Origin of the sequence: Pseudomonas sp. D1-1 (assembly GCF_051132225.1) — a bacterium.
Classification (GTDB): Bacteria; Pseudomonadota; Gammaproteobacteria; order Pseudomonadales; family Pseudomonadaceae; genus Aquipseudomonas.
Genome location: NZ_CP071676.1, coordinates 4,082,802 through 4,107,774, shown reverse-complemented (window position 1 = coordinate 4,107,774; position 24,973 = coordinate 4,082,802). Strand labels below are relative to the sequence as shown.

The following is a 24,973-nucleotide window of genomic DNA, read 5'->3' as shown; positions in this document are numbered from 1 at the left end:
AAACACGGGTAACATGAGGGGGTGGGCTGATGCTGATGTCCTTTCCATTATTCTTCCTGATGCTTGGTGCTGTTCGTTAACGTTGAACTCACAGGCTATTCGTATGCGCTTCGTTGTAGCGTTTTACGATTTCGTCAGTAGGGCCGTCAGCCACTATCTGACCTTTATGCAGCCATATTGTCCTGTTGCAGAAATCGTTCAAAAGACTGAAGTTGTGGGTGGTAAAGACGAGAATTTTTCCCTGCTCCATAAACTCGAACATTCTGCGCTTGGCTTTTTCGGCAAAGGAAATGTCGCCGGCCCCCATCACCTCATCAATCAAAAGGATTTCCGGGTTGATACTGGTCGATACAGCGAATGCCAAGCGAATGAACATGCCAGAGGAATAGGTTCGAACCGGGTAGTCTAGGAAATCGCCCAATTCGGTAAACTTCGCGATCTCAGGAAGCTTTTCTTCGATCGCCTCCGGAGACATCCCCAGGAGCAGCCCGCGGATACGGATGTTGTCCCAGCCGGATTGATTCATTTCGAAGCCGGTAGCAAATTCGAACATTGGGCAGACATGGCCCTTGATCAAAACTGTTCCGGATGTCGGGGGGTAGATATCTGCCATCACTTTGAGCAGAGTACTTTTGCCCGCGCCATTGAGTCCGATCAGGCCGACGCGCTCTCCATGATTGATTTCAAGATTGATGTCTTGAAGCGCGGCGATACGATAGTTGGTGGCAGTTGCAGCTTTACGAGTGAGCAGCTTGCGTTTGACCCAGCTTTTCAATCCTTCTTCGCTACTCAATGCTCCTTCGAAGGTGATATCGACATTCTTCAAAACAAGCGATGCATGAGTCATAACAGGAAAACCACGCGAGAGTCGAGCTTGAGGGCTGCCAGCAGTGCCACTATCCAGGAGACCAGTACATAGACACCTGCCCAAAGATAATTTTCCGGCAGTGCCAATTCACCTTGGATGATGGGGTGGCGTACTACATCAATGAGATAGTAAAGCGGATTGAGCTGATAGATAAATCCGAGTCCTTTATCATGCAACATCTTGATTGGAAACATGATGGGAGTGACAAAAAACAACATTTGCAGCATGACCGCCATTGCGTGGGGGAAATCCCGAAAACGCGCGCCGAGGTAGGCGCTGATCGTGATATGACCCAATGCCGCCATAACAAGAAGCAACAAGCCTGGGATTGCGCATAGCCAACCGATTGCGCTTACTTCATTGAAGAAGAGTTGGACCGGTATCACTACGGCAATGCCGATCAGTAGTACGATCACGCTTGATATCAAGGTTCTGAGCAAATAAATCTGCTTGGGATAGGAGAATTGCTTTATGTATCCTTCAGCCCTGACGAATGTTGCACTGGCGTCAGTGATGGAGGCGACAATAAATCCCCACAGAGCGAAACCGCACGCGAGATAGGGCAGGAACTCATGTACGGGCTGGCCGAACAATAATCCGTAGATCAAGCCGACACCGATCACGAAGAAACCGGTCGTCAACACGATCCATAGAGGACCTATGAACGATCGATGAAATCTTGCCTTGATGTCCTGAACGCCTAGGTAAGTCCATACACGCCACATCTTTAATGCGCGGCCGCTATCGATAAACAGTCTTGTGACACTCGTCATTCAATTCCCGCCTGGTTCTTTCGGACGCCCATTCTAATCAGTCCCTCGTAGCGCTGCTCTTCACGAAAACCATGCCGGAGATAAAGGCGGATTGCACGTTCATTAGTCTCGATGACTTCAAGAAATACATACTCCAAGTCCAGTGCGTCCCAACAGATGTCCAGCAGGTGCCCGCAGGCTCGGCTGATATGGCCCCGTCCCGAGTGATCGGGATCGGCCAGGAATCGGCCAACTTCGGCTGAGCGCTGTTGCCAGTCAATCGCGTACACCGAGGCTTGTCCCACCAGCGCACCGTCTGCTTCGACTACAAACAGAAAGTCATTATCCTTCGGTTGGTAGTGATTGTGGAACCAGTTGGAATGCTGCTCATAGGTCAATAGGGCCGAAGTCTTGAACCAGACACGAGCCTCGTCCCGGTTTCGCCAGGACAAGGTCTCATGCAAGTCACTCTCTTCGATTAAGCGAAGACGCAACGCGTCGTCTCCAAACGAGGGGAGTGAACGCTTCATTTTGCGTAGCGGATCAGGAGTTCGCACACGGTATCGACGTCGGCGCGCGTGAGGCCGAGGTGCATTGGCAGCGACAGGATTTCCAGGCTGGCCTGTGCGGCTTTAGGGCAAGTGCCTGCACCAAATGAGTACATGGCATACTCGGTGTTGTCGCGGTAGTGGACGCCAGGATAGATCTGGTGCTCGTTCAGAGCCAGCATCAGTGCGTCGCGATCCTTGACTCGGATTTGAAGCAGGTGCGTCGATGACTCGCAACCTGGCGTCACGTCGACAATGCGAATCTTTGCATGACCCGCGAGATTCTGGCGATACCAAGTGGCAAGCTGACGGCGATAAGCGTTGTCCTGATCCAAATACTTGAGCTGTACCAGGCCCATGGCAGCCATGATCGAGTTGCCGTGATACTTGTAACCCAACTCTTCGACGTCATACATCCACTTGTAGGCGCCCTGTGCCGCGGTGCGCGCAAAGGTGTCCTTGTTGATGCCCAGCCAAGTCAGCTTGCGAACGCGTTCATCGTCTTCCTGATCCTTGAAGCAGATCATGCCAGAGTCGGCGGTTGGCAGGTTCTTGACCGCTTGGAAACTGAATACAACGCTGTCTGCTTCTTGACCGACATGCTTGCCGTTGAATCGAGTGCCAGCCATATGAGCCGCATCGAGAATCAACTTGATACCGCGATCTCTGCAGATTTCCACGATCTTCTGATACTGACCGATATTACCGCCGATACCGACGAAAATCAGTGCTTTGGTCTTTGCGGTGATTCGCTCAACCACGCTTTCCGGATCCAGGCACAGGGATTCGTCGACATCCGCGAACACTGGCTTCATTCCCGCGTACAGGATGGCATGGTTGGTGGAAATAAAGGTCAGTGGAGTGGTGATGACCTCATCGTCGTCGGCCCAGCCGAACTTGGTCTTGAACAGCTCGACGGCCAGGTGTAGGCCGACGGTGTTTGAGCTCAGGAAGTGGGCGTGCGGCAAACCTGTGTAGGTTTTCCATTCCTCTTCCATGGTGGCTGTCTTGAAGCCGAGGCCGGTCCAGCCTTTTTCAAGGCATTCGCGGATCGCAGCGAGGCATTCATCGATGCGGAATTTTGGAACGAACAGCTGAATCGACATGGGAATATCCTTATAGGTAGGTTGGCCAAAGATCTAAGGCGTTACGTACCGATCGGGTGTTGTGCAAGTGTTGGGTGAAGGCTTGGTGCCCGACGACGAAGGTCGATACCCAGGTTCTGTTTTTGTGGCGCGCGGGCCGGTCAAGCGGGGTGAAGTTCAAGGGGCTGAGCGCATTCTCCATCTCTCGTTTTGTGGGCAAGAGGTCTTTCTACCTCTGACGGTGTTTCCCACTTCTGCTACCTGCTGGGCACATCCAGAGACCTGAAGCGCAGCGTGGTCGTAGCAGGAGGATTTCGTGGGTGAAAACAATTCGTCATGTCAAGCCAAGTCCTGGTCGCCCAGGCACAGATTCGTGGTGGTGGAATCATGGCGAGTCAGTTGTTAAGTCGATTTTTCCGACAACTGCAGCTGAGTATCTCACCTGAGTATGTCCACTAATCCTACACGGGAGGAATGATAGTCATAAGTAGCTCCTGAAGCCATCCCTTTGGGAGGAGCGCAGGAATTCATCGCTTTTTTTCGAGGAAGACAGGCAGGGGCCAAGGCAGAATAATTCGCTACGACGAACATTTTGTAATGATTGGTGCTTACGCTCCGGTGTTGCAAAGCGGTAGCGAGCTGCATCGGGTCAGTCGCATTTTCGTCGACTGCCTTGTCCTGACATCGATCATATTCGCGTGTCCTCCAGAAGGAATCCGGCAATAGCCGTGGAGGGCGTTTCAGGGGCTTCGGTTGGCTAGGCCTTCACTCACGAAGGGGAGTGGGGCGATAAGTCAAGGCGGCGGGCTGTTCAAAAGCCTCCGAGCGTGCTAAAACCACTGAAGCGCTGGTCTAGCTGCTTGAAAAAGAAGGGAAAAATATGACGAAATCGGAGTTGATCGAACGAATTGTCACCCATCAAGGGCTGCTCTCGTCCAAGGATGTCGAGTTGGCCATCAAGACTATGCTTGAACAGATGTCACAATGCCTTGCAACTGGTGATCGAATAGAGATCCGCGGTTTTGGCAGCTTTTCCCTGCATTATCGCGCGCCACGTGTCGGCCGAAATCCCAAGACAGGCCAGTCTGTAAGTCTCGACGGAAAGTTCGTTCCTCATTTCAAGCCAGGCAAGGAGTTGCGAGATCGCGTGAATGAGGAGGAGGGACATTGACAGGAAGCAGATATCAAAAGAGTTCCATGCGCAACATGATGCGCACGCTACTGGCGTTGTTTGCTCTGTTGCTGGTTCTGGCGACCCTGACCTTTGTCCTGGAGAATCAGGAGCCGACATCGTTGCTCTTCCTTGGTTGGAAGGCGCCGGAACTCCCAATCTCAATGCTTATGGTCTTCGCGTTGCTGCTCGGTATGAGCATCGGGCCGCTCATCGGGTGGAACCTAGGGCGCAGATTCAGAGCTTCGCGTAATAAAGGAGGCTGAGAGCGACCACTGAAGTTGCCTGCCGATTTTTCGTTACGAGTTGTCTTATCCATTAGTAAATCCCTCGCTAAGCTGTAAAATGCTGCGCCTCTACGATCAGAAACGTTCCTGCATCGGTCAGATGATTTCCGCAGAAGATCCTGGCGATTTTGCTTGGCTTTTGCGTTCATGGATTTAGACAGTGCTCCGTTGAGGCCTGTCAGTAACTCAAGGGTATGGTTTCGAGTGAAAATTCTAGTAACCGGCGGCGCCGGGTTTATCGGGTCGGCAGTCATCCGTCATATCATTTCCAATACCACCGATTCTGTCATCAATGTCGATAAGCTTACGTATGCCGGTAACCTGGAGTCGCTTGCCGAAGCGAGCCTGAGCCCGCGATATGCGTTCGAGCACGTCGATATCTGCGATCGCAACCAGATGGACCGGGTACTGAATGAGTATCAACCTGATGCGATCATGCATTTGGCAGCTGAGTCGCATGTAGACCGCTCGATCACTGGCCCATCTGAATTCATCCAGACCAATATCATTGGTACCTACACATTACTGGAAGCTGCGCGCCACTATTGGGCGTCACTCGATACCGCGCGCAAGAAGGATTTTCGCTTTCATCATATTTCCACCGATGAAGTCTACGGAGATCTTGAAGGGCCGGAAGACCTGTTCACCGAAACTACTCCCTATCAGCCAAGCTCACCGTACTCTGCGAGCAAAGCCAGCTCCGACCACTTGGTCCGTGCATGGGCACGAACGTACGGACTGCCAACGCTGGTCACCAATTGTTCCAATAATTATGGTCCGTGCCATTTCCCTGAAAAGCTGATTCCGCTGATCATTCTTAACGCACTGGAAGGCAAGTCTCTGCCCGTCTATGGCAAGGGTGATCAGGTTCGTGATTGGCTATACGTCGAAGATCACGCTCGCGCCCTCTACTGCGTTGTGACCAAAGGTGCCGTAGGCGAAACCTACAACATCGGTGGACACAATGAAAAACAGAACATCGAAGTCGTGCGCGCGCTCTGCGAGCTCCTTGACGACCTGTGTCCGGACTCTGCTTTTCATCCACATGCCAGTCTTATCACCTACGTTGAGGACCGTCCGGGCCACGACCAGCGTTACGCCATCGACGCCAGCAAAATCCAGCGCGAGTTGGGTTGGGTGCCAGAGGAAACCTTTGAGACTGGCCTGCGTAAAACGGTCGAGTGGTATCTGAACAACCCGGAATGGGTGGCTCATGTGAAGAGCGGTAGCTACCAGCAATGGATTGATCAGAACTACGCGGGACGCCCTAACAGCGCATGAAAGTCCTCCTACTTGGTAAGAATGGACAGATTGGGTGGGAACTTCAGCGCTCACTCGCTCCGCTTGGAGAGTTGACCGCTCTCGCGCGTCATTCGGACGATGGCCCATATCTGGACGTATCCGACCTTGATGCGCTGCGTGCGATGATTCGCCAAGTCGAGCCGGACGTTATTGTCAATGCGGCAGCTTATACAGCGGTTGATAAAGCCGAGTCTGAAAAGGATTTGGCTGATCGCGTGAACAGGCAGGCAAGTGGGGTGATGGCCGAGGAGGCTTTACGCTTGGGCGCCTGGCTGGTCCATTACTCGAGCGACTACGTTTTTGGTGGCCAAGGGGTGGTTCCTTGGCAGGAAGCTGACAAGGTCGCGCCCGTAAATTATTACGGCATGAGTAAGTTGGCCGGCGAGCGGGCCATAATCGCGACAGGATGCAAATACCTGATTTTTCGTACTAGTTGGGTATACAGTGCTCGTGGTAATAATTTTGCCAAGACGATGCTGCGCTTGGCAGCGGAGCGCGAAACCTTGAGAGTGATTGCGGACCAGATTGGCGCCCCCACCAGTGCTGAATTAATCGCGGACGTGACGGCCCTGGTTCTTCGGCAGGCCATAGACCACCCTGAATTGGCGGGTCTCTACCATTTGGCGGCCAGGGGGGAAGTGTCATGGTACGGTTATGCTAATTATGTGATTGATTTTGCCAAGGCGAGCGGTGAGGCGCTTGCTGTCGAGTCGGTCGAACCGATCGAGGCAACTGCTTACCCCGCTACCGCTCGCCGTCCTTTGAATTCACGATTGAATACTCAGAAACTGCGCGACAGTTTTTCTTTACACTTGCCGGATTGGCAAAGTGGCGTAACCCGAATGCTTAGGGAAGTTTTAGACAAATGACCACGACAAATCGTAAGGGCATCATCCTCGCCGGTGGTTCAGGCACAAGACTGCACCCATTGACTCTCGGCGTGTCCAAGCAGATGTTGCCGATTTACGACAAGCCGATGATTTTCTATCCCTTGTCTGTACTGATGCTTGCAGGCATGCGTGAGATCCTGATTATTTCCACGCCTGAAGACCTGCCATGTTTTCGTAAGTTGCTGGGCGACGGCAGCCAGTACGGAATCAAACTGACCTATGCCGAGCAGCCTAGCCCGGATGGTCTGGCTCAGGCCTTCATTATTGGGGAAACGTTCATCGGCCAGGATCCCTGCTGTCTTATTCTCGGGGATAATATCTTCTACGGTCAGCATTTTTCGGAGAACCTGCGTTCTGCCTGCATGCAAGAGCAAGGCGCAACAGTATTCGGATATCACGTGTCGGACCCTGAGCGGTTTGGTGTGGTGGAGTTTGATGCGACCGGTCGCGCGTTGAGCATCGAAGAGAAGCCGGCCAATCCGAAATCCAGCTACGCAGTGACTGGTCTTTATTTTTACGACAATCAGGTTGTAGAGATAGCCAGGAATATCAAGCCTTCTGCGCGTGGAGAGCTGGAAATCACGGATGTCAACCGTGCTTATCTTGAGCAGAAGGAGCTTAATGTGGAAATGCTCGGGCGTGGCTTTGCATGGCTGGATACGGGTACCCACGATTCGCTGTTGGAAGCCAGTCACTTTGTGCATACGATCGAGCAGAGACAAGGCTTGAAAGTGGCGTGTCTGGAAGAGATTGCATACAACAATGACTGGATCACCGCCGAGCAGTTGGCTGTCCAGGCAGAGGCTCTGAAAAAAACCGGATACGGTCAGTATTTGCAGAAACTGCTGCGCTTGTCCAATCCCTGAGTCGCTTGTTCTATTCGTTTAGCCCAATGCATACAGGAATGGCATGTCGGTAAAGCTCCCCAAGATTGCAGTTTTGCTGGCTGCCTATAATGGTATGCGCTGGATTGAAGAGCAGTTGAATTCAATCCTCGGTCAGTTGACTGTGGATGTAACTGTTTTTATCAGCATTGATTCTTCCAGTGACGGCACTGAGGGATGGTGCGCGAGTTACGCCGAGGAGCGTTCCGGTATTGTCGTCCTGCCTTCCGCCGGTCGCTTCGGAGGGGCGTCGCGCAATTTTTTCAGGTTGGTCCGTGATGTTGATTTCAGTGATTATGATTTCATCGCTTTCGCTGATCAGGATGATATCTGGCAGCCTGATAAACTCCACCGCGCCACCCAAATCATGCGCACCCTTGATGTAGAAGGGTACTCCAGCAACGTAGTGGCGTTCTGGCCCGACGGCAAAACTCATTTGCTCGACAAGGCGCAGCCCCAGGTCGAATGGGATTTTCTATTTGAAGCAGCTGGGCCCGGCTGTACCTACGTGATGAGCAAGGGCCTGGCGGCTTCGCTCACGACTTCCGTTTGTGAAAACTGGCAACAACTGCAAAGCGTCAGCTTGCATGATTGGTATTGCTATGCGTACGCCCGTGCCCACGGTTATCGTTGGTACATTGATCCTCAACCATCAATGAGTTACCGCCAGCATGAAAGCAATCAGGTGGGTGCCAACAAGGGCTTGAGTTCTTTGCTGGCACGCTATAAGGCAATTCGCAGCGGCTGGTGGTTCAATCAGGTTCGGCTGATAGCCCAGTTAGTAGGGTGTTCAGACGAACCGTTTGTTAGAGGCTGGTTGGGATTGCAGCGTAAGCAACTAATAAGATTGTCGTTCAGCGCTCGGAAGTGCCGACGTTGCTTTCGAGACAGAGTGTTTTTCTTTCTGGTTTGCTGGGTAGTGGCTTTTAGAGAAAACACAGCCTGATGAGCGTTTCAAAGATCCTCGTGACAGGGGCGAACGGCTTTATTGGAAAAGCCTTGGTTTCCCGTTTGTTGGCGGATCGCCAATACGCCGTTATCGGGGCAACTCGTGACAAAACGCCGGCCAATGCGCAGTGTCAATTTGAGCGCCTCGATTTAACAGACCCTGACGTCTTGCCATCACTGCGGGACGTTCAAGTCATTGTCCATGCCGCCGCTCGTGTGCATGTCATGAATGACGTCGCAGTTGATGCGCTAGCTGAGTATCGCAAAGCCAACGTCGAAGGAACTCTGCGGCTGGCGAAGCTTGCAGCCGCCTCCGGCGTCAAGCGTTTTATCTTCATAAGTTCGATCAAGGTCAATGGTGAGCGAACTGGGCCGGGAAGGCCGTTCAGGGCCGACGACACGCCTGCTCCAGTGGATGCATATGGAATATCGAAACGGGAGGCAGAGGATGGTCTGATGAAGGTCAGCCGCGATACTGGGATCGAAATTGTGATCATCCGCCCGCCACTCGTGTATGGGCCCGGAGTAAAAGCCAACTTCCTGAATATGATGCGTTGGCTCAGCAGGGGAGTGCCGCTTCCGTTGGGTGGGCTGAACAACCGCCGCAGTTTGGTGGCGCTGGACAATCTCGTGGATCTGGTCATTACCTGTATTGCTCATCCTGCTGCCGCAAATCAAATTTTCCTCGTGAGCGATGGTGAGGATCTGTCTACGACGCAACTGCTCCTACGGATGGCTGAAGCGTTGAAGGTTCGCGTGTATTTGTTGCCGTTGCCGGAAACCGCGCTGCGCTTAGCTGCATCATTGCTGGGGAAGAAGGCGATGGCAGACAGATTGTGTGCTTCATTACAGGTCGATATTGAAAAGACATGCTCCTTGTTAGGTTGGTCTCCGCCAGTCAGCGTGGACGAGGCGCTTGAATTGGTTGCTAACCGCCCATCATAAGAGGCTACAAGCAGATTGCCTGAGGTGGAGGTCGCGAAGCAGAGATCCAAACGTAGACGCTTCGGGGCGGGACGCGTTCTCTAAATGAGGACGCTGGCTGCCTCTGGAAAAAGATTATGCTTGTGGGGTCTGGCGGTCGCACCGGAGATGGAATACGTCAGGGAGTCAAGCGCGCCCCCGGGATTGCGCCCAGTACGAATCAACTGGAAACCTGGGAGCAAGTAGGCTCCGCCGGATCGGCTTGTCCGAAGAGGATGGACCTTCATTAATGCATACGATATCTCGCTTATCCATGCATTGGCAGAGGGCCCGAATTGCAGTAATGGCATTACATAATGATGAATTTTTTGAGCCTGTGCAGAAAGGCAAGAGCGATTCATGAAGATCAAAATGGCCGTGGTCAGGCGGTTTTTGACGTAGCTTATTCTTCGAATATTTAGGTGTATTTAGTGCTAAATTTCCCCATGACGCCGAAGGAAGCTATCAACAGTTTCTGGCGAAATCGCAGTTTGATCAGTGCTTTGGTACAGCGAGAGGTGGTTGGACGATACCGGGGTTCGTTCATGGGTATTCTCTGGTCTTTTTTTAATCCTATATTCATGTTGGCCGTCTACACATTTGTATTTAGCGTCGTTTTCAAGGCTCGCTGGAGTGGTGGAAGTGATTCAAAAACGGAGTTTGCCTTGATTTTGTTTGCGGGCCTGATTGTGTTTAATCTGTTTGCGGAATGTTTCAATCGAAGTCCCACACTGATTATCGCCAATACGAATTATGTCAAGAAAGTTGTTTTTCCTCTGGAAATTCTACCGTGGGTGACTGTTGGCTCTGCACTGTTTCATATGGTAATCAGCTGGATCGTCTGGCTGGTCGCCTATATCCTGCTGTTTGGAGTGCCACAGATGACCGCCATACTTTTTCCCTTGGTAATATTGCCGCTGATATTTCTGGTGCTAGGGTTGATGTGGCTATTCGCCTCACTCGGTGTTTACTTGCGGGACGTAACACAAGTTATAGGTATATTAACCACCGTATTAATGTTTCTCTCACCCATTTTTTATCCTGTCAGTGCGTTGCCGGAGAGGTATCAGAGTTTCATGATTTTTAACCCACTCACTCCAGCCGTCGAGTATGCACGTGATGTGCTGTTTTGGGGGCGGTGGCCTGATTTTAAAGTATTGGCGATCTATATGGCTGGTTCGCTCACGGTGGCTTGGTTGGGCTTCGCATGGTTTCAGAAAACACGTAAGGGGTTTGCTGATGTCCTCTGAAATCGCCATTAAGGTTCAAAATCTCAGTAAGTGTTATGAGATTTATGACAAGCCAAGAGATCGATTGCTTCAAATGCTAAGCCGCGGAAAAAAACGCTACTGTCGGGAATTTTGGGCGCTCCGCGATATCTCTTTTGAAATACGTAAAGGAGAAACCGTAGGTATCGTCGGACGTAACGGCAGCGGTAAGTCGACCCTGTTACAAATTTTGTGTGGCACGCTTAATCCAACTGGCGGAACCGTAGAAACTCATGGTCGAATAGCAGCCTTGCTAGAGCTAGGGTCTGGTTTCAATCCGGACTTTACCGGGCGAGAGAACGTGTACCTGAACGCTTCGATTCTGGGGCTGAGTAAGGCGGAAATAGACAGTAAGTACGATGCCATTATAGGCTTCGCCGATATCGGCGACTTCATAAATCAGCCCGTAAAGACGTACTCGAGCGGCATGTTGGTACGTTTGGCTTTCTCCGTTCAGGCTCAGGTAGAACCTGACATTCTGATCGTTGACGAGGCCTTGGCCGTCGGGGATGCTAAATTCCAGGCGCGCTGTTTTGATCGCCTGAAAAAACTCAAGGAGAATGGCACCAGCATTCTCCTGGTTACCCATTCGAGTGAACAGATAGTTTCCCATTGCGATAAGGCGTTCCTGCTGGATTATGGCCTGCAGCTGGAGCAGGGAGAACCACGCCAGGTGGTCAATCGTTATCTGGACTTGCTTTTTGGCAAGACTCCGCATTCGGTAGCCACCATGGACGAATCGGTGAAGAGTGAGTCGCAGACGTACCTTGCGCCCGCTGGAGGTGCTGACGTTTTCGAATCGCATCCCAATTACAACCCAAACGAGTACCGCTGGGGCGATGGAGCCGCCACGATCATCGATTTTTATCTTGGTTGTGCCGGAGTCGATTATCCTGTTGCCGTCGATACGGGATCGAACATCAAGCTTGTGGTCTTTGTGAAGTTTGATACCGATTTGGTATGCCCTATCCTCGGTATGACAATCAAAACCAAGGAAGGTGTAACCGTATATGGTGTCAACAGTGAGACTCTGGAATGTCCGGATTTCCGGATGTTAGGTCGCAAGGGCGATATTGTTGAAGTTGAAATGCGAATCTCCTGCGATCTGGCGCCTGGTGACTATTTCATTTCCATAGGTGTCTCGACCAAGGAAGGAGAGGATGTCACGCCAAGGGATCGCCGCTACGACTCGATTCATATTCAGGTTCGTCCTACAGATAAATTTTTTGGGCTGGTGAATCTTGACTCCAGCATTCGTGCCAAGAAGGTTGTAAATTGAATACTCTATTGAGGCAAGCCGGCTATCGTTTTGATGAGAATCTCAAGATTTGGTCAAAACCAGGTTATTCGAGCATTAACTATAGTGATGGCGACAATACTGAGTTGCGCATAAAGTTTTTGCTTGATCAAGCCAGCGATGTCAGTGTTTTTTCCGATGAGTTGCGCCGCTCCTGCACAGATTGGCCGTCGATGTACTATCTATCCAGCAGTCGTTCGAATTTGCTTCGGGTTTTCGAGGCAGAGTTTTCGGGTGACGTGTTGGAGATTGGCGCTGGTTGCGGAGCTATCACTCGTTACCTGGGCGAACAGGGGGGGCGAGTTTTGGCGCTGGAAGGCAGTTACCGAAGGGCAAGTATTGCACGAACTCGAACCAGAGACCTTGAGAATGTCTCCGTGTTGGCTGAGTCATTTGAAGATTTTGATATTGATAAAAAGTTTGATGTCGTTACGTTGATTGGCGTGTTTGAATATGCCAATTTATTCATTTCCGGAGACAGCCCCGGACCGAAGATGCTGGAAAAGGTTCGTTCACTGCTAAAGCCGGATGGATTGTTGATCATCGCTATCGAGAACCAGCTCGGCTTGAAATATTTTGCGGGTGCTCCTGAAGATCACGTGAGCGCGCCAATGTTTGGCGTTGAAGGTCGTTACAGCAGCCATACCCCGCAAACCTATGGAAAAAAGGCGCTGAGTTCATTACTTGCCGATGCGGGTTTTTCAACGCGAGAGTTCATGGCGCCCTTTCCGGATTACAAACTGCCGGTTTCAGTTGTAACCGAGCGCGGGTTTAATGAATCCGTCTTTGATGCGTGTGCTTTCGCTACGCAAACCGTTAGACGCGATCCGCAGCTGCCAAAACTTACGACGTTTTCGCTTGAGTTGTCTTGGCCGCAAATAATCAGCAACGGCCTTGGGCTGGATATGGCCAATTCTTTCCTGATTGCTGCTTCGGCCGGGTCGCGGAAACGAGTAGAGCCTGAGGTCTTGGCTGTGCATTATAGTTGCGACCGTCGCGCTGTCTATTGTAAGCGTTCAGAATTCAGGATGAACCCGAACGATGGGATTCGCGTGCATTATGAGAAGCTCGGCAAGCTTGCAGCCAACGCCTCCGATGAGGGCACGATCGTCAAGTTCAGGCTGCCTGAGTCAGAGCCTTACATACAGGGTGAGGTTTTTGTAAACAAGCTGATCCACATAGTCAATGCCGAGGGCTGGACGTACGCCGATGTGGGGGCGTTTCTTAAGCAATATGTAACTGTTCTGGGACTCGTATCGGAAACAGCGGGAAATGAGCTGAATATATTGCCAGGGACTTTGATAGACGCAGTCCCGCAGAATATTATTGTCAACGGTGATAGCAGTCCTCAGCTAATCGACAAGGAGTGGGCGCTGAATTCGCCTGTACGACTTGAATTTCTGTTGTTCAAAACCTTGACGCAGTTGTTGTCATCGGTAACTCGCTTCGCTAAAGGTGCTGAATCGGGACCTGTCACGAGAAGAGGTTTTGTTTTCAAAAGTTGTGAGGCGGCCGGTTATCCAATTAGCGATAACGATGTTAAAGATTTTCTGCTCCTCGAAGCGTCAGTTCAAAACGTCATCAATGGTCGGGAGATCAGTGAGTTCCTGAGTTGGGACGGTGATCAGATCATTACTGAAGATAATCTGTTCTCAGCCTTCAACGTTTCCCAAACCTTACTGGCGCAAACCTCTCGAGGCCTGAACGTTGCAGAAGAGGAGATCGACAGATTATCCAAACAGCTGGTTGAACGAGAGGCGATTTATGGCGCTATCGTCAGTTCCAACTCCTGGCTCATAACAAAACCTCTCCGTTTTTTTGCGCGCTCCCTGCGTAAAGGTAGTGGTTGTCTTCAAAGGGGATTGGAGCATTCCAAAAAAACGCTGACCGCTTATCTACGGGGTCAAGAGATAAATGCTTCGATGTTGGAAGCCACTCATGGCGTCGTGGAGGAGCCTGTAAAGCGTGTGCGTTCCATAAGTGTCATCTTGCCTATCTACAGGGATGTGGAGATGACCAGGCGCTGCATTCTGGCCGCAATGCCAGGCATTATTGCCTGTGAGTCGAAACTCATTGCGCTTAATGACTACAGTCCAGACGCGGGCATGCAGGACATGCTGCTTGAGTTGCAGAAACAATGGCCTGATGTCCTCATGGTTCTGGAAAATCAGCAGAATCTTGGTTTCGTCAAAACCGTGAATCGCGGTATGCGCCATAGGCCTGAGGACGACATTGTCTTTTTGAACAGTGACGTCATCGTTCCGGTGGATTGGTTGGAGCGTTTGGCGTCGGAGGCATACATCGCACCCAACATCGGCACGGTCACCCCATTTTCCAACAATGCTACTATCTGTAGTTTCCCGGCTTTTCTGCTCGAGAACGAAGCGGCGTTCGGATTAAGCGTCGACGAGATCGACTCGGTGTTCTCTAATCCGCGTCTGCCAGTCGCCCAGGTGCCGACGGGTGTAGGCTTTTGCATGTATGTACGTCGGGATTGCCTGGAGCTTATCGGTCTACTGAATGAAGAGAAGTTCGGTAGAGGTTACGGCGAGGAAAACGATTTGTGTCAGCGCGGACTGAAAGCGGGCTGGCTTAACATCGTCACCCCTAACCTTTATGCTTTTCATGAGGGAGGGGTAAGCTTCTCTTCCTCCAAACAGGCTCTGACTGACCATGCCTCCAAGATGATCGCGGAGCTTCATCCAGATTATCACTTGGACATACAACGCTTCATCGTTGCAGATCCGCTAAAGAGCGTCCGTATCAGGCGTTTTGCTCAACTGATCGGGTCTTTGGATCGGCCAAAGGTGTTGCACATTTCTCATGAAGCAGGCGGTGGCGTTCGACAGCATCTGGAAGAGTTGGCCGAAGCGGTCGGGTCCAATGCGTGCTGCCTGTTCTTGGCGCCTCACAGGGGCACCGCTGCGATTACGTTGCGTATGGGACTTTTTACCGGAGCGGACGAACTGGTGTTCCAGCTGCCCAAGGATCACAGCGCCCTCGTAGCGCTCCTAAAAGCCTGCGGAGTCAACTTGGTGCATTTCCATCATTCGTTAGGGCTCAATCCTGCGCTGCTGGAACTGCCCGCAGAACTGGACGCCGCGTATGCTTTGACGGTTCATGACTATTATTGGCTTTGCGGTAATCCTACGTTGACAAATCAACGAGGTTTCTACCCTGGTGCTTACGCGGATAACATTGAAAATCCGAACTTCCCTTTACCTCGTGGCGTTTCCGCGCAGGACTGGCGCGAACAGCTAAGGGGATTTATAGAACATGCCCTGAAGGTGATTTTTCCTTCCAGCTATACGCTTTCGATCTATAAACGACATTATGAATTGGCTAACGCTGTAATCGCAGGGCACGTCGAGCATTTGCGTAACATTCACGCTGCGGTAACCCCATTGTTGACCAAATCACGGTACAACGTGGGGGTGATCGGTGCGTTGGGTAAGGAAAAGGGCGCAGATTATCTGGAGCAGATGGCGGCAGTCGCATTCTCCACGCAAACCCCTATCGACTTTAAATTGATCGGATTTGCTTACCGAGAACTGAACGGTATTAAGTGCACTGGCCATTATGAATCTGACGAACTGGCCGCCTTGATCAAGACTAACGATATCGATCTCTTCCTGTTTCCGAGTCAGTGCCCCGAAACGTACAGCTATACATTGAGTTTTGCGATGGAGTCAGGATTGCCCATCATCGCTCCCGATATTGGAGCTTTTCCGGAGCGGCTCAGTGGTCGAAACAGTACCCTGATCTATGAGTACGGGATGGAACCTGCCGTTTTGCTGTCAAAAGTCCAGATGTTCATTAAGGAACTGGCTGCCGGCCAAAGTTTACCCGCACCGTGTGTTGATAACTCGGCATGCCAGGATGATTTTTACAACACCGATTACCTCGCGTTATGCCATTGTGGATTCGACGGTGCCCGAGACAGTCAAGCTGTATTGCAACTACCGGTTAGGTCAGCTGTTTCGGCTGATATGGACAGTTTGTTGACCTATAAAGAGTTGATGCTGCTGGCTCTTTGGACTCTTTACCGTAAGCCTGGAATGCACAGGGTTCGGGATTCCGTTCCGTATGAGGTGCGTCAGAAGATCAAGAGGATGCTGACAAAACGGCCTTTATATGAAGTGGTCGGTGTCCATAAGAAATGAACAGTTATATGCACTTGGTGATTGTCGAATTTGATTGGCTTGCGGCGTGCCGGCGTTGTTTGTGGTCTCTACGGATTGGGATGGCGACTCTATGAACTGGTTCTGGTTTTTGCTGTTCAGTTTCACCAGCGCGTTTGTTTTGACGGCGCTGTTGCGGCGCTATGCATTATGCAAAAGTTTAATCGATATGCCCAACGACCGTAGCTCTCATTCTATACCTACGCCGCGGGGTGGGGGGGTCGCTGTCGTCGTGACGTTTCTGGTCGCGCTGTCGGTACTGTTGTTTAAGCAATTGATCCCCGTCGATTTATTTCTGTCTGCGATTGGAGCTGGAGCATTTGTTGCAGTAATAGGTTTCATGGATGATCATGGGCATATTGCTGCGCGATGGCGGTTACTGGGACATTTTGCAGCAGCGATATGGGCTCTTTGTTGGATCGGCGGTCTAGCTCCTATAAGTGTATTTGGCGAGCATGTCAACTTAGGTTGGCTGGGGTCGATATTGGCTGCATTCTTCCTTGTCTGGATGCTTAATCTGTTCAACTTCATGGACGGTATCGATGGCATTGCAAGCATCGAAGTGATTACTGCTTGCTTGGGTGCATGTGTGCTGTATGCATTGGGCGATGCGGATCACTTGGTTTGGCCTGCTCTTTTGCTGGCCTCTTCCACTGCCGGATTTCTGCTATGGAATTTTCCACAGGCCCGAATTTTCATGGGGGATGCTGGCAGCGGGTTCCTGGGTATTATCCTTGGTATCGTCACGCTTCATGCAGCCTGGACATCATTTATGTTTTTCTGGGGCTGGTTGATTCTTTTAGGGGTATTTATCGTCGATGCATCCCTCACTTTATTTCGGCGTTTGATTCGCGGCGAGAAGGTCTATGAGGCGCACCGCAGTCATGCCTATCAAGTTGCATCGCGTAGATACCGCAGGCACTGGCCTGTGACCGTTGTGGTCGGAGGAATCAACTTGCTGTGGCTGTTACCCATCGCGGTGTGCGTCACATGGTACGGGTTGGATGGGGTTATAGGTTTGTCCCTGGCCTATTTACCCTTGGTACTGCTTGCGATCAAATACGAAGCGGGGCAGGCTGAAGCCGGATGATTTTGTTCACGCGCTTAGGCGCAACTGGCTTGCGCACGCCTGGCTAGAAACGGCGTCGTTGCGTTATACAGGCGTTCAGATTTTATTAAGGCACGCGGCGAGAAAGAGGCTGACATTCCCTTTGCTCGTCTGTCGGTATATTCCGGCTTCCTTCATCAGGCGTAATCTAGGGAATAGGGCGCTTTGGCGCGCTTGTTCGAATTGTTCAAGTGCGCGTCGGTTTTCCGTTGTCAATGTCGGCTTGAATTCGGCCAATACATTGAGGTTCTGGTCGCTCCACTCTTTGAACCGTCCCGTACACATCTTGACCAAGCGAGTCAGTCGCGCCCTGAGGCCTGAGTTTGCTCCGATCAGGTTGCCGTCATGTTGCCGGTAATCGAGGGTGGGCGTCTGATCGAAAAAAACTTTGCCCCCACACCCGCTGACCAAGAGATACGTCAACCAATCGTGGGCGACAATTATTGACTCGTCGGGCGTTTTCGCCAATAACGCTCGGGCCTGACGATTTATCAGCATTGTGTTGGCCCCGGCTATACTTTGAACCAATGCGTTGCGAAAGTGAGGAGGCGCTGAAAAGCGCGGCGAAAGCCCGATGAACTGCCCGTCGGCAGAAACAAGACGGGTTCTGGAGCAGTAAAGCGCCGGCGTGTCTTGCAGGGGCTCGAGCTGGGCGATACTTCGTTCTAATTTGTCGGGAAACCAGACATCGTCCTGGTCACTGAATGCGAAGTAGTCCGCTTCAATGGATCGGTTTTTTATTAAAGACAGGAAATTTTTTGCAAAGCCCTGATGCGGGCCATTTAGAATGATTAAGCGGTCTTCTCCATTCTGGAGCTGGAAATTCTTGAGATGCTTTATGGTGTCGTCGCTTGAACCGTCATCGGATGCGTAGATTACCCAATCCTTATGGGTCTGGGTTGCAAATGAGCGCAATTGTTCCTGGATATAAGCAGCGCCATTATAGGTGCAAAGTAGAATACCAACTTTGCTGTGATGAGTTGTCAAGTCGATACCGGCTGCTGTGTGCAGATTCAATTCGGTGTGAGAAGGGCGCGTATTCATTCTTGATCTCAAACATTGCCAAATAGATGCGGTGCCGGCGCTGGCTTGCAGCTATAACGATTTCGTAATTCGAGCCAGACTGTCCTTGCGGACGGGAGCCATGGCCGAAGCCTCCTGCAGCACGTACCGGAGGGGTATTTTAAAGTGGATTCGTTAAAAAGTCTTTTCTACAGGCAGTTCGTCAGGAAAAAGTGATCTATTCGAAGCGCTGAGTCATCGTTCGTGTATTGGTTCGATTTTTTTCTGAACTGGGAGGAGCGCGATCGGCTCATGCAGAAAAATCACATCGCACCACTCGCGTGTGGTTTCGTCAGTTCATGAGTTCTTGATGTAACATTTGGGGGCTGAGCGTTGCTGTGGTGGCGTTACAGTGGCTTCATGAAAGCTCGTTCCGGGGTGATGGTTATAGGTTAGTTCGTCCGGGAGATGTGCTAAAACTGAACAGGCAGTACAATTCCAGCGCTGCGTCATTAAAAAAGGGAGTGAGCGACAGTGTTCGATGACGTTATGAAGGGGCTGAGGACGTTCCTCTTAGGCTTGCCGCGTCGGAAAAAACGCCTCATTCAAGTCGTTACAGATGTAGCCCTTGTGTGGTTGGCCCTCTGGCTGGCCTTCATCGTCCGCCTCGGCATAGATGACATGTATGATCCTTTGAAGGCTCATGTCTGGCTGTTCGCCTCCGCTCCTCTCATCGCCATTCCGTTATTCATCCGTTTCGGTATGTATCGAGCGGTCATGCGCTATTTTGGCAACGACGCTCTTGTAGCCATTATCAAGGCGGTCAGCCTTTCGTCGCTTGTTCTGGCGGTCGTTGTCTATTGGTACAGTAACCACCAAACGGTGATCCCACGATCGATCATCTTTAACTATTGGTGGCTGAGCCTTGTCATTATCGGCGGATTGCGGCTGTGTATGCGCCAGTATTTCATGGGGGATTGGTTTACGGCTGCCCAGCATGTGCCGTTTACCACTCGTGACGATGGCCTGACCAAGGTCGCCGTGTATGGGGCGGGCGTGGCTGGCAATCAGTTGGTTGCGGCGTTGCGCATGGGAAAGGTCATGCGTCCGGTCGCTTTTATTGATGACGACCCCGGCATTGCCGATCGTTCCATCTCGGGTCTTCAGGTTTACAAGCCCAAGCACATCCAGCAAATGATTGATGTAACGGGTGCGCAGGAAATTCTCCTTGCGTTGCCGTCGTCCACCCGTGCACGGCGCAGGGAGATCCTCAATCTGTTGGAGGGTTATCCGCTTCACATACGAAGCGTGCCGAACTTTACTGATCTGGCCAGTGGCCGGGTAAAAGTGGACGATATCCAGGAAGTCGACATCGCCGACCTGCTCGGTCGGGATGCCGTACCGGCTCGCCCTGACTTGCTCAGGCGTTGCGTCAAGGGTAAGACAGTGATGGTGACAGGCGCTGGGGGCTCAATCGGTTCGGAGCTGTGCCGGCAGATATTTTCCTTGGGGCCGACCACGCTTCTACTGTTCGATCACAGTGAGTTCAATCTCTACAGCATTCTGTCCGAGCTGCAGCAGCGTACTGATCGCGAGTCTACTTCGATCAAGTTGTTACCGATCCTGGGTTCTATCCGTCATCCGGAAAAATTGCTGGATGTGATGAAAACCTGGAAGGTGGACACCGTTTACCACGCGGCGGCGTATAAGCATGTGCCGATGGTAGAGCACAACATTGCCGAGGGCGTGTTGAACAACGTTATAGGTACGTTGAACACGGCGCAGGCTGCACTGCAGTCGGGGGTTTCCAATTTTGTTCTGATTTCCACCGACAAGGCGGTGCGGCCGACGAATGTCATGGGTAGCACCAAGCGTTTGGCTGAGTTGACGCTTCAGGCCTTGAGTCGGGAGGTTGCGCCTGTGTTGTTTGGCGACAGGGCTAATGTATCGCGGGTAAACAAGACCCGTTTCACGATGGTTCGCTTTGGCAACGTATTGGGTTCCTCGGGTTCGGTGATTCCTTTGTTTCACAGCCAGATCAAGTGTGGGGGGCCGCTGACGGTCACCCACCCGAAAATCACCCGTTATTTCATGACGATCCCCGAAGCTGCGCAGTTAGTGATCCAGGCGGGGTCCATGGGGCAGGGTGGGGATGTCTTCGTGTTGGATATGGGTGAACCGGTAAAGATTGTCGAGCTTGCGGAGAAGATGATTCATCTTTCCGGCTTGAGCATCCGTTCGGAGCGCAATCCCCAGGGTGACATTTCCATCGAGTTCACCGGCCTGCGGCCTGGTGAGAAGCTGTACGAGGAGTTGCTGATCGGCGACAACGTTGCGGCTACCGAGCATCCGATGATCATGACCGCCAACGAGGATCATTTGCCTTGGGACGTACTCAAGCTCAAGTTGGGCGAGTTGCTCGTCGCGGTCGAGGGAGATGATTACACTCGAGTGCGACAGCTGCTGCGCGAGACTGTCCACGGCTATACACCCGACGGCGAGATCGTCGACTGGGTGTACCAGCAGCGCCGTCTCGAACCCTGATTGTTACACAATTCGAAACGTACACATTTTTGACAGCCATCCATCATCGCCTAAGTTTGAGAAGCAGCTTCGGAAAAGCTGCTTTTCTATTAACGATGTCATGGAGCGTCACTTATGCGTACAAGCTACCTCTACTCGGTGATCTTTGCCTTGCTTACCAGCGCCTCGATCGTTGCTATCGCGGCCCCAGCGGCCAAGCCGGTGTCAATGGCTGCGCAACAAGCGGTGGAGCAACCGGTCACCACGCAAAGCGCCAAGGTCGATATCAATGGGGCAGATGCTGCGACATTGCAGCGCGAGCTGTCCGGCATAGGCAAGGGTAAGGCGGAGGCGATTGTTGCATATAGGGATAGTAATGGACCTTTCTCTTCAGTGGAGGAGCTGCTGGAGGTCAAAGGGATCGGAAAGGCGATCCTCGACAGAAACCGCGACAAACTGGAAGTGAATTGAGGTAACGAAGGAGGCCGGTCGAATCGACTGGCCTTTTTATATCTGGTCGATCTGGCACGATAAATGGTTGGTTGTTGGCAAACGATTGTTCAACAATCCCAGGCTTACCCATGACTAGCTCTCTCTCCCTGGCCGACCAGATCACCCTCGAACTGCGAGCCGATATTATCGGCGGTCGCCTGGTTCCAGGCATGGCGCTGATAGAAAACAACCTGGCATCCGCCTATAACGCATCACGCAATACCATCCGTGAAGCCTTGCATCGTCTCGGCCAGGAAGGGTTGACCCGTTACGTGCGTAACAAAGGGGTGATGGTCCGTAGGTTGGATGCCGATGACGTGCGGGATCTGTTCAAGGTCCGTCGTACCTTGGAGCTACAGGCCATCATGGCCAGCAAGCCCTTGAGCGACTATCAGTCCGACCGGATGCTCGAAACCCTTGAAGCGGCTGAGCTGGCTCGTGAGCGCGAGGACTGGCGCGCCGTCGGGACCCACGGCTTGGCGTTCCACCAGCACATCGTTGGGCTGATGCGCAGTCCTTTGCTTGATGAGTTTTTCACTAACGTGGTTGCCCAGATGCGCCTGGTGTTCTGTTCCGCTCCCGATGAGGCGCGCTTCCAGGCGCCTTGGCTCGCCCGAGATCGACAAATCCATGACTGGTTGGCTGAAGGCAACAAGCTCGCAGCCCTGGAGGGGATGAACCTTTATCTCGACGATTCCGAACAGTTGCTTCTGCACCTGTTGGTTTGCGCCACACCTCAATGAACAAAGGACCTCGCCATGTACAAAGACTACCCCGCTGCTTACCAGGTCAGCAAAGGCTCAGCCTTGCAAGTAGACCAACCCTTCTACGAGCGCATCCGCGCCGAGCAGGGCAAGCGCACGCTCATCGAGCAGTTCGAGGTGCCGATCCGCACCGGTCGCGCTTGGCATGTGCCAGCGGGGCATGTGTTTCGCGTCACCACACCGGTGGGGCCGCAGGTGGGAGACTTCAACGTCTGGAATGCCCATGATCCGCGAGAGCGCCTGTGGGCTGCGCGTACTCGGCAACTCCAGGGCGCGCATGTCAGCACCCACGATCGGTTGTGGTCGAATTTGCCGTTTCTACGTCCACTGGTGACGATCACTGATGACAGCCTGGCCGGCTACGGCATCGACGAGCATGGCGGGCGTCTACATGATCTGTTGGGGACGCGTTGTGATCCTTACGTGAACAAGATGCTGACCGGTGAGGATTTCCATCATCATTGCCACTCGAATCTGACCCGGGCGGTATTGCCTCATGGTTTGACCGAGTTCGATGTGCACGATGTGTTGAATATTTTCCAATGCACCGGGCTGAATCATGACGACATGTATTTCATGAAGGCGTGTCCGGCGCAGAAGGGTGATTACTTGGAATTCTTCGCAGAGATTGATTTGTTGTGCGCGTTATCGACCTGTCCTGGGGGGGATCTGTCGTTGGCCATGTGGGGGCCGGATGCCGAGGATCCTTTAAGCGTCTGTCGTCCGCTGGGGGTGGAGGTTTACCGGTTGGAGGATTCGTTGTTGCAGGGCTGGAGTCAACCGGAGCGGGCGGCTTACAAGGGGCTGCATGGGTTGCATATTGCCAAGGCGGATTGGGAGAAGTAATTGTGTTTGCTGGTTTGTTGTGGCGAGGGAGCTTGCTCCCTCGCCACAACAGCAGGTCAGCGGTCCTTGGCCTCTTTCGCATCCATTTCCGCATTGCGCTCGGCAACACGTTTGCGTTGCTCATCCGTCAGTTCCACCTTGTTGGCGGTGTCACGCAGCATCATCAGGCCGCCAACGATCGAGCCGATGGCGACGATCAGGATCAACCAGGCATACCAGGGCATAGGGTTCTCCTTGAGTGGGGCAGTAGCCAAGCGAGTATTTCGCCGGCCATTGCCTCTACCACTTATGAGCGAAGGCTGTTCGCAGTGGTTCCATACTACGCCGGTTATGCCGGGTCCACCTTATAGCCCGGTCAACATCGCATCGGCCGGCGCGTCTGCGCGCAGTTGTGCCGTGAGGAAGAAATAGACGAAGCCGACTGCCATGAAGCCGAGGAAGATCAGCCCGATCAGCGTGTTGAACCAGGCCATCGCCACCAGGCACACCACCGCCAGCGCCAGGGCGATCCCCGGTACGATCGGATAGCCGGGGGCGCGGAACGTACGTTCGAGATTCGGTTCGGTTTTGCGCAGTTTGAACAGGCTGAGCATGCTCATGATGTACATGACGATTGCGCCGAACACGGCCATGGTAATCATGGCCGCGGTCAAGGTCATGCCGCCGAGGTTGATCAGGCCGTCGCTGTAGATCGCCGCGATGCCGATCAGGCCGCCGGCGATGATGGCCCGGTGTGGGGTCTGGAAGCGTGACAGTTTGGCGAGGGACGCGGGAAGGTAACCGGCGCGGGCCAGGGCGAAGAACTGGCGTGAGTAGCCAAGGATGATCCCGTGGAAACTGGCTACCAGGCCGAACAGGCCGATCCACACCAGCATGTGCAACCAGCCGGAGCTTTCACCGACGACGGTTTTCATGGCTTGCGGCAGGGGATCGTTGATGTTTGACAGGGTGCGCCAGTCACCGACGCCACCGGCGAAGAACATCACGCCCATGGCCAGGAACACCAACGTCAGGATGCCGCTGATGTAGGCTTTGGGGATCGTGCGTTTCGGATCCTTGGCTTCTTCAGCGGCCATGGCCGCGCCTTCGATGGCGAGGAAGAACCAGATCGCGAAGGGAATGGCGGCGAACATTCCGGCAATGGCCGGTGCACCGAACACGTCGGAACCGGCCCAGCCGTTCAGGGCAAAGCTGCTGAAACTGAACGCGGGTGCGACCACGCCCATGAAGACCAGCAACTCGGCGACGGCAAGCACGCAGACGATCAGCTCGAAGGTCGCGGCCAGTTTCACCCCGAGGATGTTCAGGCCCATGAACACGATGTAGGCGCCGACGGCAGCGTGTTTCGGGTCGAGCGCCGGGAATTGCACATTCAGGTAGGCGCCGATGGCCAAGGCAATGGCCGGTGGTGCGAAGACAAATTCGATCAGGGTTGCCAGGCCGGCGATCAAGCCGCCTTTTTCGCCAAAGGCTCGACGGCTGTAAGCGAACGGTCCGCCAGCGTGGGGAATGGCGGTGGTCAGTTCGGTAAAGCTGAAGATGAAGCAGGTGTACATGGCCGCGACCATGAACGACGTCACCAGAAAGCCCAGCGTTCCGGCGACTCCCCAGCCGTAACTCCAGCCGAAATACTCACCGGAAATCACCAGGCCAACGGCGATGCCCCATAAGTGCAGGGTGCCCAGGGTGGGTTTGAGTTGTGTGTTCATCGGTGGCTCCCCTCGATAAATAGCAAAAGCGCTGGGGAGAGGGCAGTGCAGTGGACGTGCCACAGGGCTGGAACCGGTCGTAATA

22 protein-coding genes are annotated in these 24,973 nt (G+C 52.8%); 15 read left to right on the top strand and 7 right to left on the bottom strand.

Translation table 11 applies throughout. The annotated features are described in order from the left end of the window. Positions 1–88 precede the first annotated feature (88 nt). From J3P86_RS18355 to J3P86_RS18340, 4 genes are all read right to left on the bottom strand, one after another. Positions 89–847: an ABC transporter ATP-binding protein gene (locus J3P86_RS18355; protein ID WP_434629336.1), complete on the bottom strand. Its 759-nt coding sequence runs from the start codon at positions 845–847 to the stop codon at positions 89–91. Beyond that, positions 844–1,641 (bottom strand): ABC transporter permease, encoded by a 798-nt coding sequence (locus tag J3P86_RS18350; RefSeq protein WP_434629338.1) that lies wholly within the window; start codon positions 1,639–1,641, stop codon positions 844–846. The genes J3P86_RS18355 and J3P86_RS18350 overlap by 4 nt, the downstream gene beginning before the upstream one ends. Beyond that, on the bottom strand, positions 1,638–2,084 hold the full coding sequence (locus J3P86_RS18345; RefSeq protein ID WP_434698592.1) for a GNAT family N-acetyltransferase: 447 nt from the start codon (positions 2,082–2,084) through the stop codon (positions 1,638–1,640). The genes J3P86_RS18350 and J3P86_RS18345 overlap by 4 nt, the downstream gene beginning before the upstream one ends. 62 nt (positions 2,085–2,146) lie before the next feature. After that, complete coding sequence (locus J3P86_RS18340; protein WP_434629345.1) at positions 2,147–3,274, bottom strand: DegT/DnrJ/EryC1/StrS family aminotransferase; 1,128 nt, start codon at positions 3,272–3,274, stop codon at positions 2,147–2,149. An 859-nt stretch (positions 3,275–4,133) separates the two neighbouring features. On the opposite strand from J3P86_RS18340, the gene ihfB reads away from it, so the two are divergent. From ihfB to J3P86_RS18285, 11 genes are all read left to right on the top strand, one after another. Beyond that, positions 4,134–4,424, top strand: a complete 291-nt coding sequence (gene ihfB, locus J3P86_RS18335; protein ID WP_434698591.1) for an integration host factor subunit beta — start codon at positions 4,134–4,136, stop codon at positions 4,422–4,424. Between the two features lie 26 nt (positions 4,425–4,450). Beyond that, a complete protein-coding gene (locus J3P86_RS18330) occupies positions 4,451–4,690 on the top strand; it encodes a DUF1049 domain-containing protein (RefSeq protein WP_434698590.1) in 240 nt (79 codons plus the stop codon). Positions 4,691–4,915: 225 nt separating this feature from the next. After that, entirely contained in the window at positions 4,916–5,992 is a 1,077-nt protein-coding gene (gene rfbB / locus J3P86_RS18325; RefSeq protein WP_434698589.1) for a dTDP-glucose 4,6-dehydratase, read from the top strand. Next, positions 5,989–6,882, top strand: coding sequence for a dTDP-4-dehydrorhamnose reductase (gene rfbD / locus J3P86_RS18320; protein ID WP_434629357.1), 894 nt, complete (start codon positions 5,989–5,991; stop codon positions 6,880–6,882). The genes rfbB and rfbD overlap by 4 nt, the downstream gene beginning before the upstream one ends. Further along, positions 6,879–7,769, top strand: a complete 891-nt coding sequence (gene rfbA, locus J3P86_RS18315; RefSeq protein ID WP_434629359.1) for a glucose-1-phosphate thymidylyltransferase RfbA — start codon at positions 6,879–6,881, stop codon at positions 7,767–7,769. The genes rfbD and rfbA overlap by 4 nt, the downstream gene beginning before the upstream one ends. Before the next feature lie 43 nt (positions 7,770–7,812). Next, positions 7,813–8,733 carry a glycosyltransferase gene (locus J3P86_RS18310; RefSeq protein ID WP_434629361.1) on the top strand — a complete coding sequence of 307 codons (921 nt, stop codon included), beginning with the start codon at positions 7,813–7,815 and terminating at the stop codon, positions 8,731–8,733. Next, positions 8,733–9,680 carry a UDP-glucose 4-epimerase family protein gene (locus J3P86_RS18305; RefSeq protein ID WP_434698588.1) on the top strand — a complete coding sequence of 316 codons (948 nt, stop codon included), beginning with the start codon at positions 8,733–8,735 and terminating at the stop codon, positions 9,678–9,680. Before J3P86_RS18310 ends, J3P86_RS18305 begins: the two co-directional genes overlap by 1 nt. 464 nt (positions 9,681–10,144) lie before the next feature. Continuing rightward, positions 10,145–10,948: an ABC transporter permease gene (locus tag J3P86_RS18300; protein WP_434698587.1), complete on the top strand. Its 804-nt coding sequence runs from the start codon at positions 10,145–10,147 to the stop codon at positions 10,946–10,948. Then, positions 10,935–12,245: an ABC transporter ATP-binding protein gene (locus J3P86_RS18295; protein WP_434700658.1), complete on the top strand. Its 1,311-nt coding sequence runs from the start codon at positions 10,935–10,937 to the stop codon at positions 12,243–12,245. The genes J3P86_RS18300 and J3P86_RS18295 overlap by 14 nt, the downstream gene beginning before the upstream one ends. Further along, positions 12,242–16,426: a methyltransferase gene (locus tag J3P86_RS18290; protein WP_434698585.1), complete on the top strand. Its 4,185-nt coding sequence runs from the start codon at positions 12,242–12,244 to the stop codon at positions 16,424–16,426. Before J3P86_RS18295 ends, J3P86_RS18290 begins: the two co-directional genes overlap by 4 nt. A gap of 91 nt (positions 16,427–16,517) precedes the next feature. Continuing rightward, positions 16,518–17,534 (top strand): MraY family glycosyltransferase, encoded by a 1,017-nt coding sequence (locus J3P86_RS18285; RefSeq protein ID WP_434698584.1) that lies wholly within the window; start codon positions 16,518–16,520, stop codon positions 17,532–17,534. Between the two features lie 75 nt (positions 17,535–17,609). Here J3P86_RS18285 and J3P86_RS18280 read toward each other — a convergent pair whose 3' ends face one another. Then, complete coding sequence (locus J3P86_RS18280; RefSeq protein ID WP_434698583.1) at positions 17,610–18,596, bottom strand: glycosyltransferase family 2 protein; 987 nt, start codon at positions 18,594–18,596, stop codon at positions 17,610–17,612. A 507-nt stretch (positions 18,597–19,103) separates the two neighbouring features. Here J3P86_RS18280 and J3P86_RS18275 point away from each other — a divergent pair. From J3P86_RS18275 to J3P86_RS18260, 4 genes are all read left to right on the top strand, one after another. Then, the gene (locus tag J3P86_RS18275) at positions 19,104–21,098 is read left to right on the top strand and encodes a polysaccharide biosynthesis protein (RefSeq protein WP_434700657.1); all 1,995 of its coding nucleotides are present in this window, start codon (positions 19,104–19,106) and stop codon (positions 21,096–21,098) included. Positions 21,099–21,212: 114 nt separating this feature from the next. Further along, on the top strand, positions 21,213–21,548 hold the full coding sequence (locus J3P86_RS18270) for a ComEA family DNA-binding protein (RefSeq protein ID WP_434698582.1): 336 nt from the start codon (positions 21,213–21,215) through the stop codon (positions 21,546–21,548). 110 nt (positions 21,549–21,658) lie between these two features. Next, positions 21,659–22,312, top strand: a complete 654-nt coding sequence (locus J3P86_RS18265; protein ID WP_434629381.1) for a GntR family transcriptional regulator — start codon at positions 21,659–21,661, stop codon at positions 22,310–22,312. 15 nt (positions 22,313–22,327) lie between these two features. Continuing rightward, entirely contained in the window at positions 22,328–23,179 is an 852-nt protein-coding gene (locus tag J3P86_RS18260) for an urea carboxylase-associated family protein (protein WP_434629384.1), read from the top strand. 56 nt (positions 23,180–23,235) lie between these two features. On the opposite strand, the gene J3P86_RS18255 is transcribed toward J3P86_RS18260, so the two are convergent. Both J3P86_RS18255 and eat read right to left on the bottom strand, forming a co-directional pair. Further along, entirely contained in the window at positions 23,236–23,403 is a 168-nt protein-coding gene (locus J3P86_RS18255) for a DUF2897 family protein (protein WP_003183831.1), read from the bottom strand. A gap of 120 nt (positions 23,404–23,523) precedes the next feature. Continuing rightward, a complete protein-coding gene (gene eat / locus J3P86_RS18250; protein ID WP_434656546.1) occupies positions 23,524–24,888 on the bottom strand; it encodes an ethanolamine permease in 1,365 nt (454 codons plus the stop codon). Positions 24,889–24,973 lie beyond the last annotated feature (85 nt).

Coding starts and splice junctions, on each gene's coding strand:
- eat (WP_434656546.1), bottom strand. CDS start 24,888: ATGAACACACAACTCAAACCCACCCTGGGCACCCTGCACTTATGGGGC.
- J3P86_RS18330 (WP_434698590.1), top strand. CDS start 4,451: ATGCGCAACATGATGCGCACGCTACTGGCGTTGTTTGCTCTGTTGCTG.
- ihfB (WP_434698591.1), top strand. CDS start 4,134: ATGACGAAATCGGAGTTGATCGAACGAATTGTCACCCATCAAGGGCTG.
- J3P86_RS18300 (WP_434698587.1), top strand. CDS start 10,145: ATGACGCCGAAGGAAGCTATCAACAGTTTCTGGCGAAATCGCAGTTTG.
- J3P86_RS18255 (WP_003183831.1), bottom strand. CDS start 23,403: ATGCCCTGGTATGCCTGGTTGATCCTGATCGTCGCCATCGGCTCGATC.
- J3P86_RS18355 (WP_434629336.1), bottom strand. CDS start 847: ATGACTCATGCATCGCTTGTTTTGAAGAATGTCGATATCACCTTCGAA.
- J3P86_RS18275 (WP_434700657.1), top strand. CDS start 19,104: ATGAAGGGGCTGAGGACGTTCCTCTTAGGCTTGCCGCGTCGGAAAAAA.
- J3P86_RS18285 (WP_434698584.1), top strand. CDS start 16,518: ATGAACTGGTTCTGGTTTTTGCTGTTCAGTTTCACCAGCGCGTTTGTT.
- J3P86_RS18265 (WP_434629381.1), top strand. CDS start 21,659: ATGACTAGCTCTCTCTCCCTGGCCGACCAGATCACCCTCGAACTGCGA.
- J3P86_RS18280 (WP_434698583.1), bottom strand. CDS start 18,596: ATGAATACGCGCCCTTCTCACACCGAATTGAATCTGCACACAGCAGCC.
- J3P86_RS18270 (WP_434698582.1), top strand. CDS start 21,213: ATGCGTACAAGCTACCTCTACTCGGTGATCTTTGCCTTGCTTACCAGC.
- J3P86_RS18340 (WP_434629345.1), bottom strand. CDS start 3,274: ATGTCGATTCAGCTGTTCGTTCCAAAATTCCGCATCGATGAATGCCTC.
- rfbA (WP_434629359.1), top strand. CDS start 6,879: ATGACCACGACAAATCGTAAGGGCATCATCCTCGCCGGTGGTTCAGGC.
- J3P86_RS18260 (WP_434629384.1), top strand. CDS start 22,328: ATGTACAAAGACTACCCCGCTGCTTACCAGGTCAGCAAAGGCTCAGCC.
- rfbD (WP_434629357.1), top strand. CDS start 5,989: ATGAAAGTCCTCCTACTTGGTAAGAATGGACAGATTGGGTGGGAACTT.
- J3P86_RS18310 (WP_434629361.1), top strand. CDS start 7,813: ATGTCGGTAAAGCTCCCCAAGATTGCAGTTTTGCTGGCTGCCTATAAT.
- J3P86_RS18350 (WP_434629338.1), bottom strand. CDS start 1,641: ATGACGAGTGTCACAAGACTGTTTATCGATAGCGGCCGCGCATTAAAG.
- J3P86_RS18305 (WP_434698588.1), top strand. CDS start 8,733: ATGAGCGTTTCAAAGATCCTCGTGACAGGGGCGAACGGCTTTATTGGA.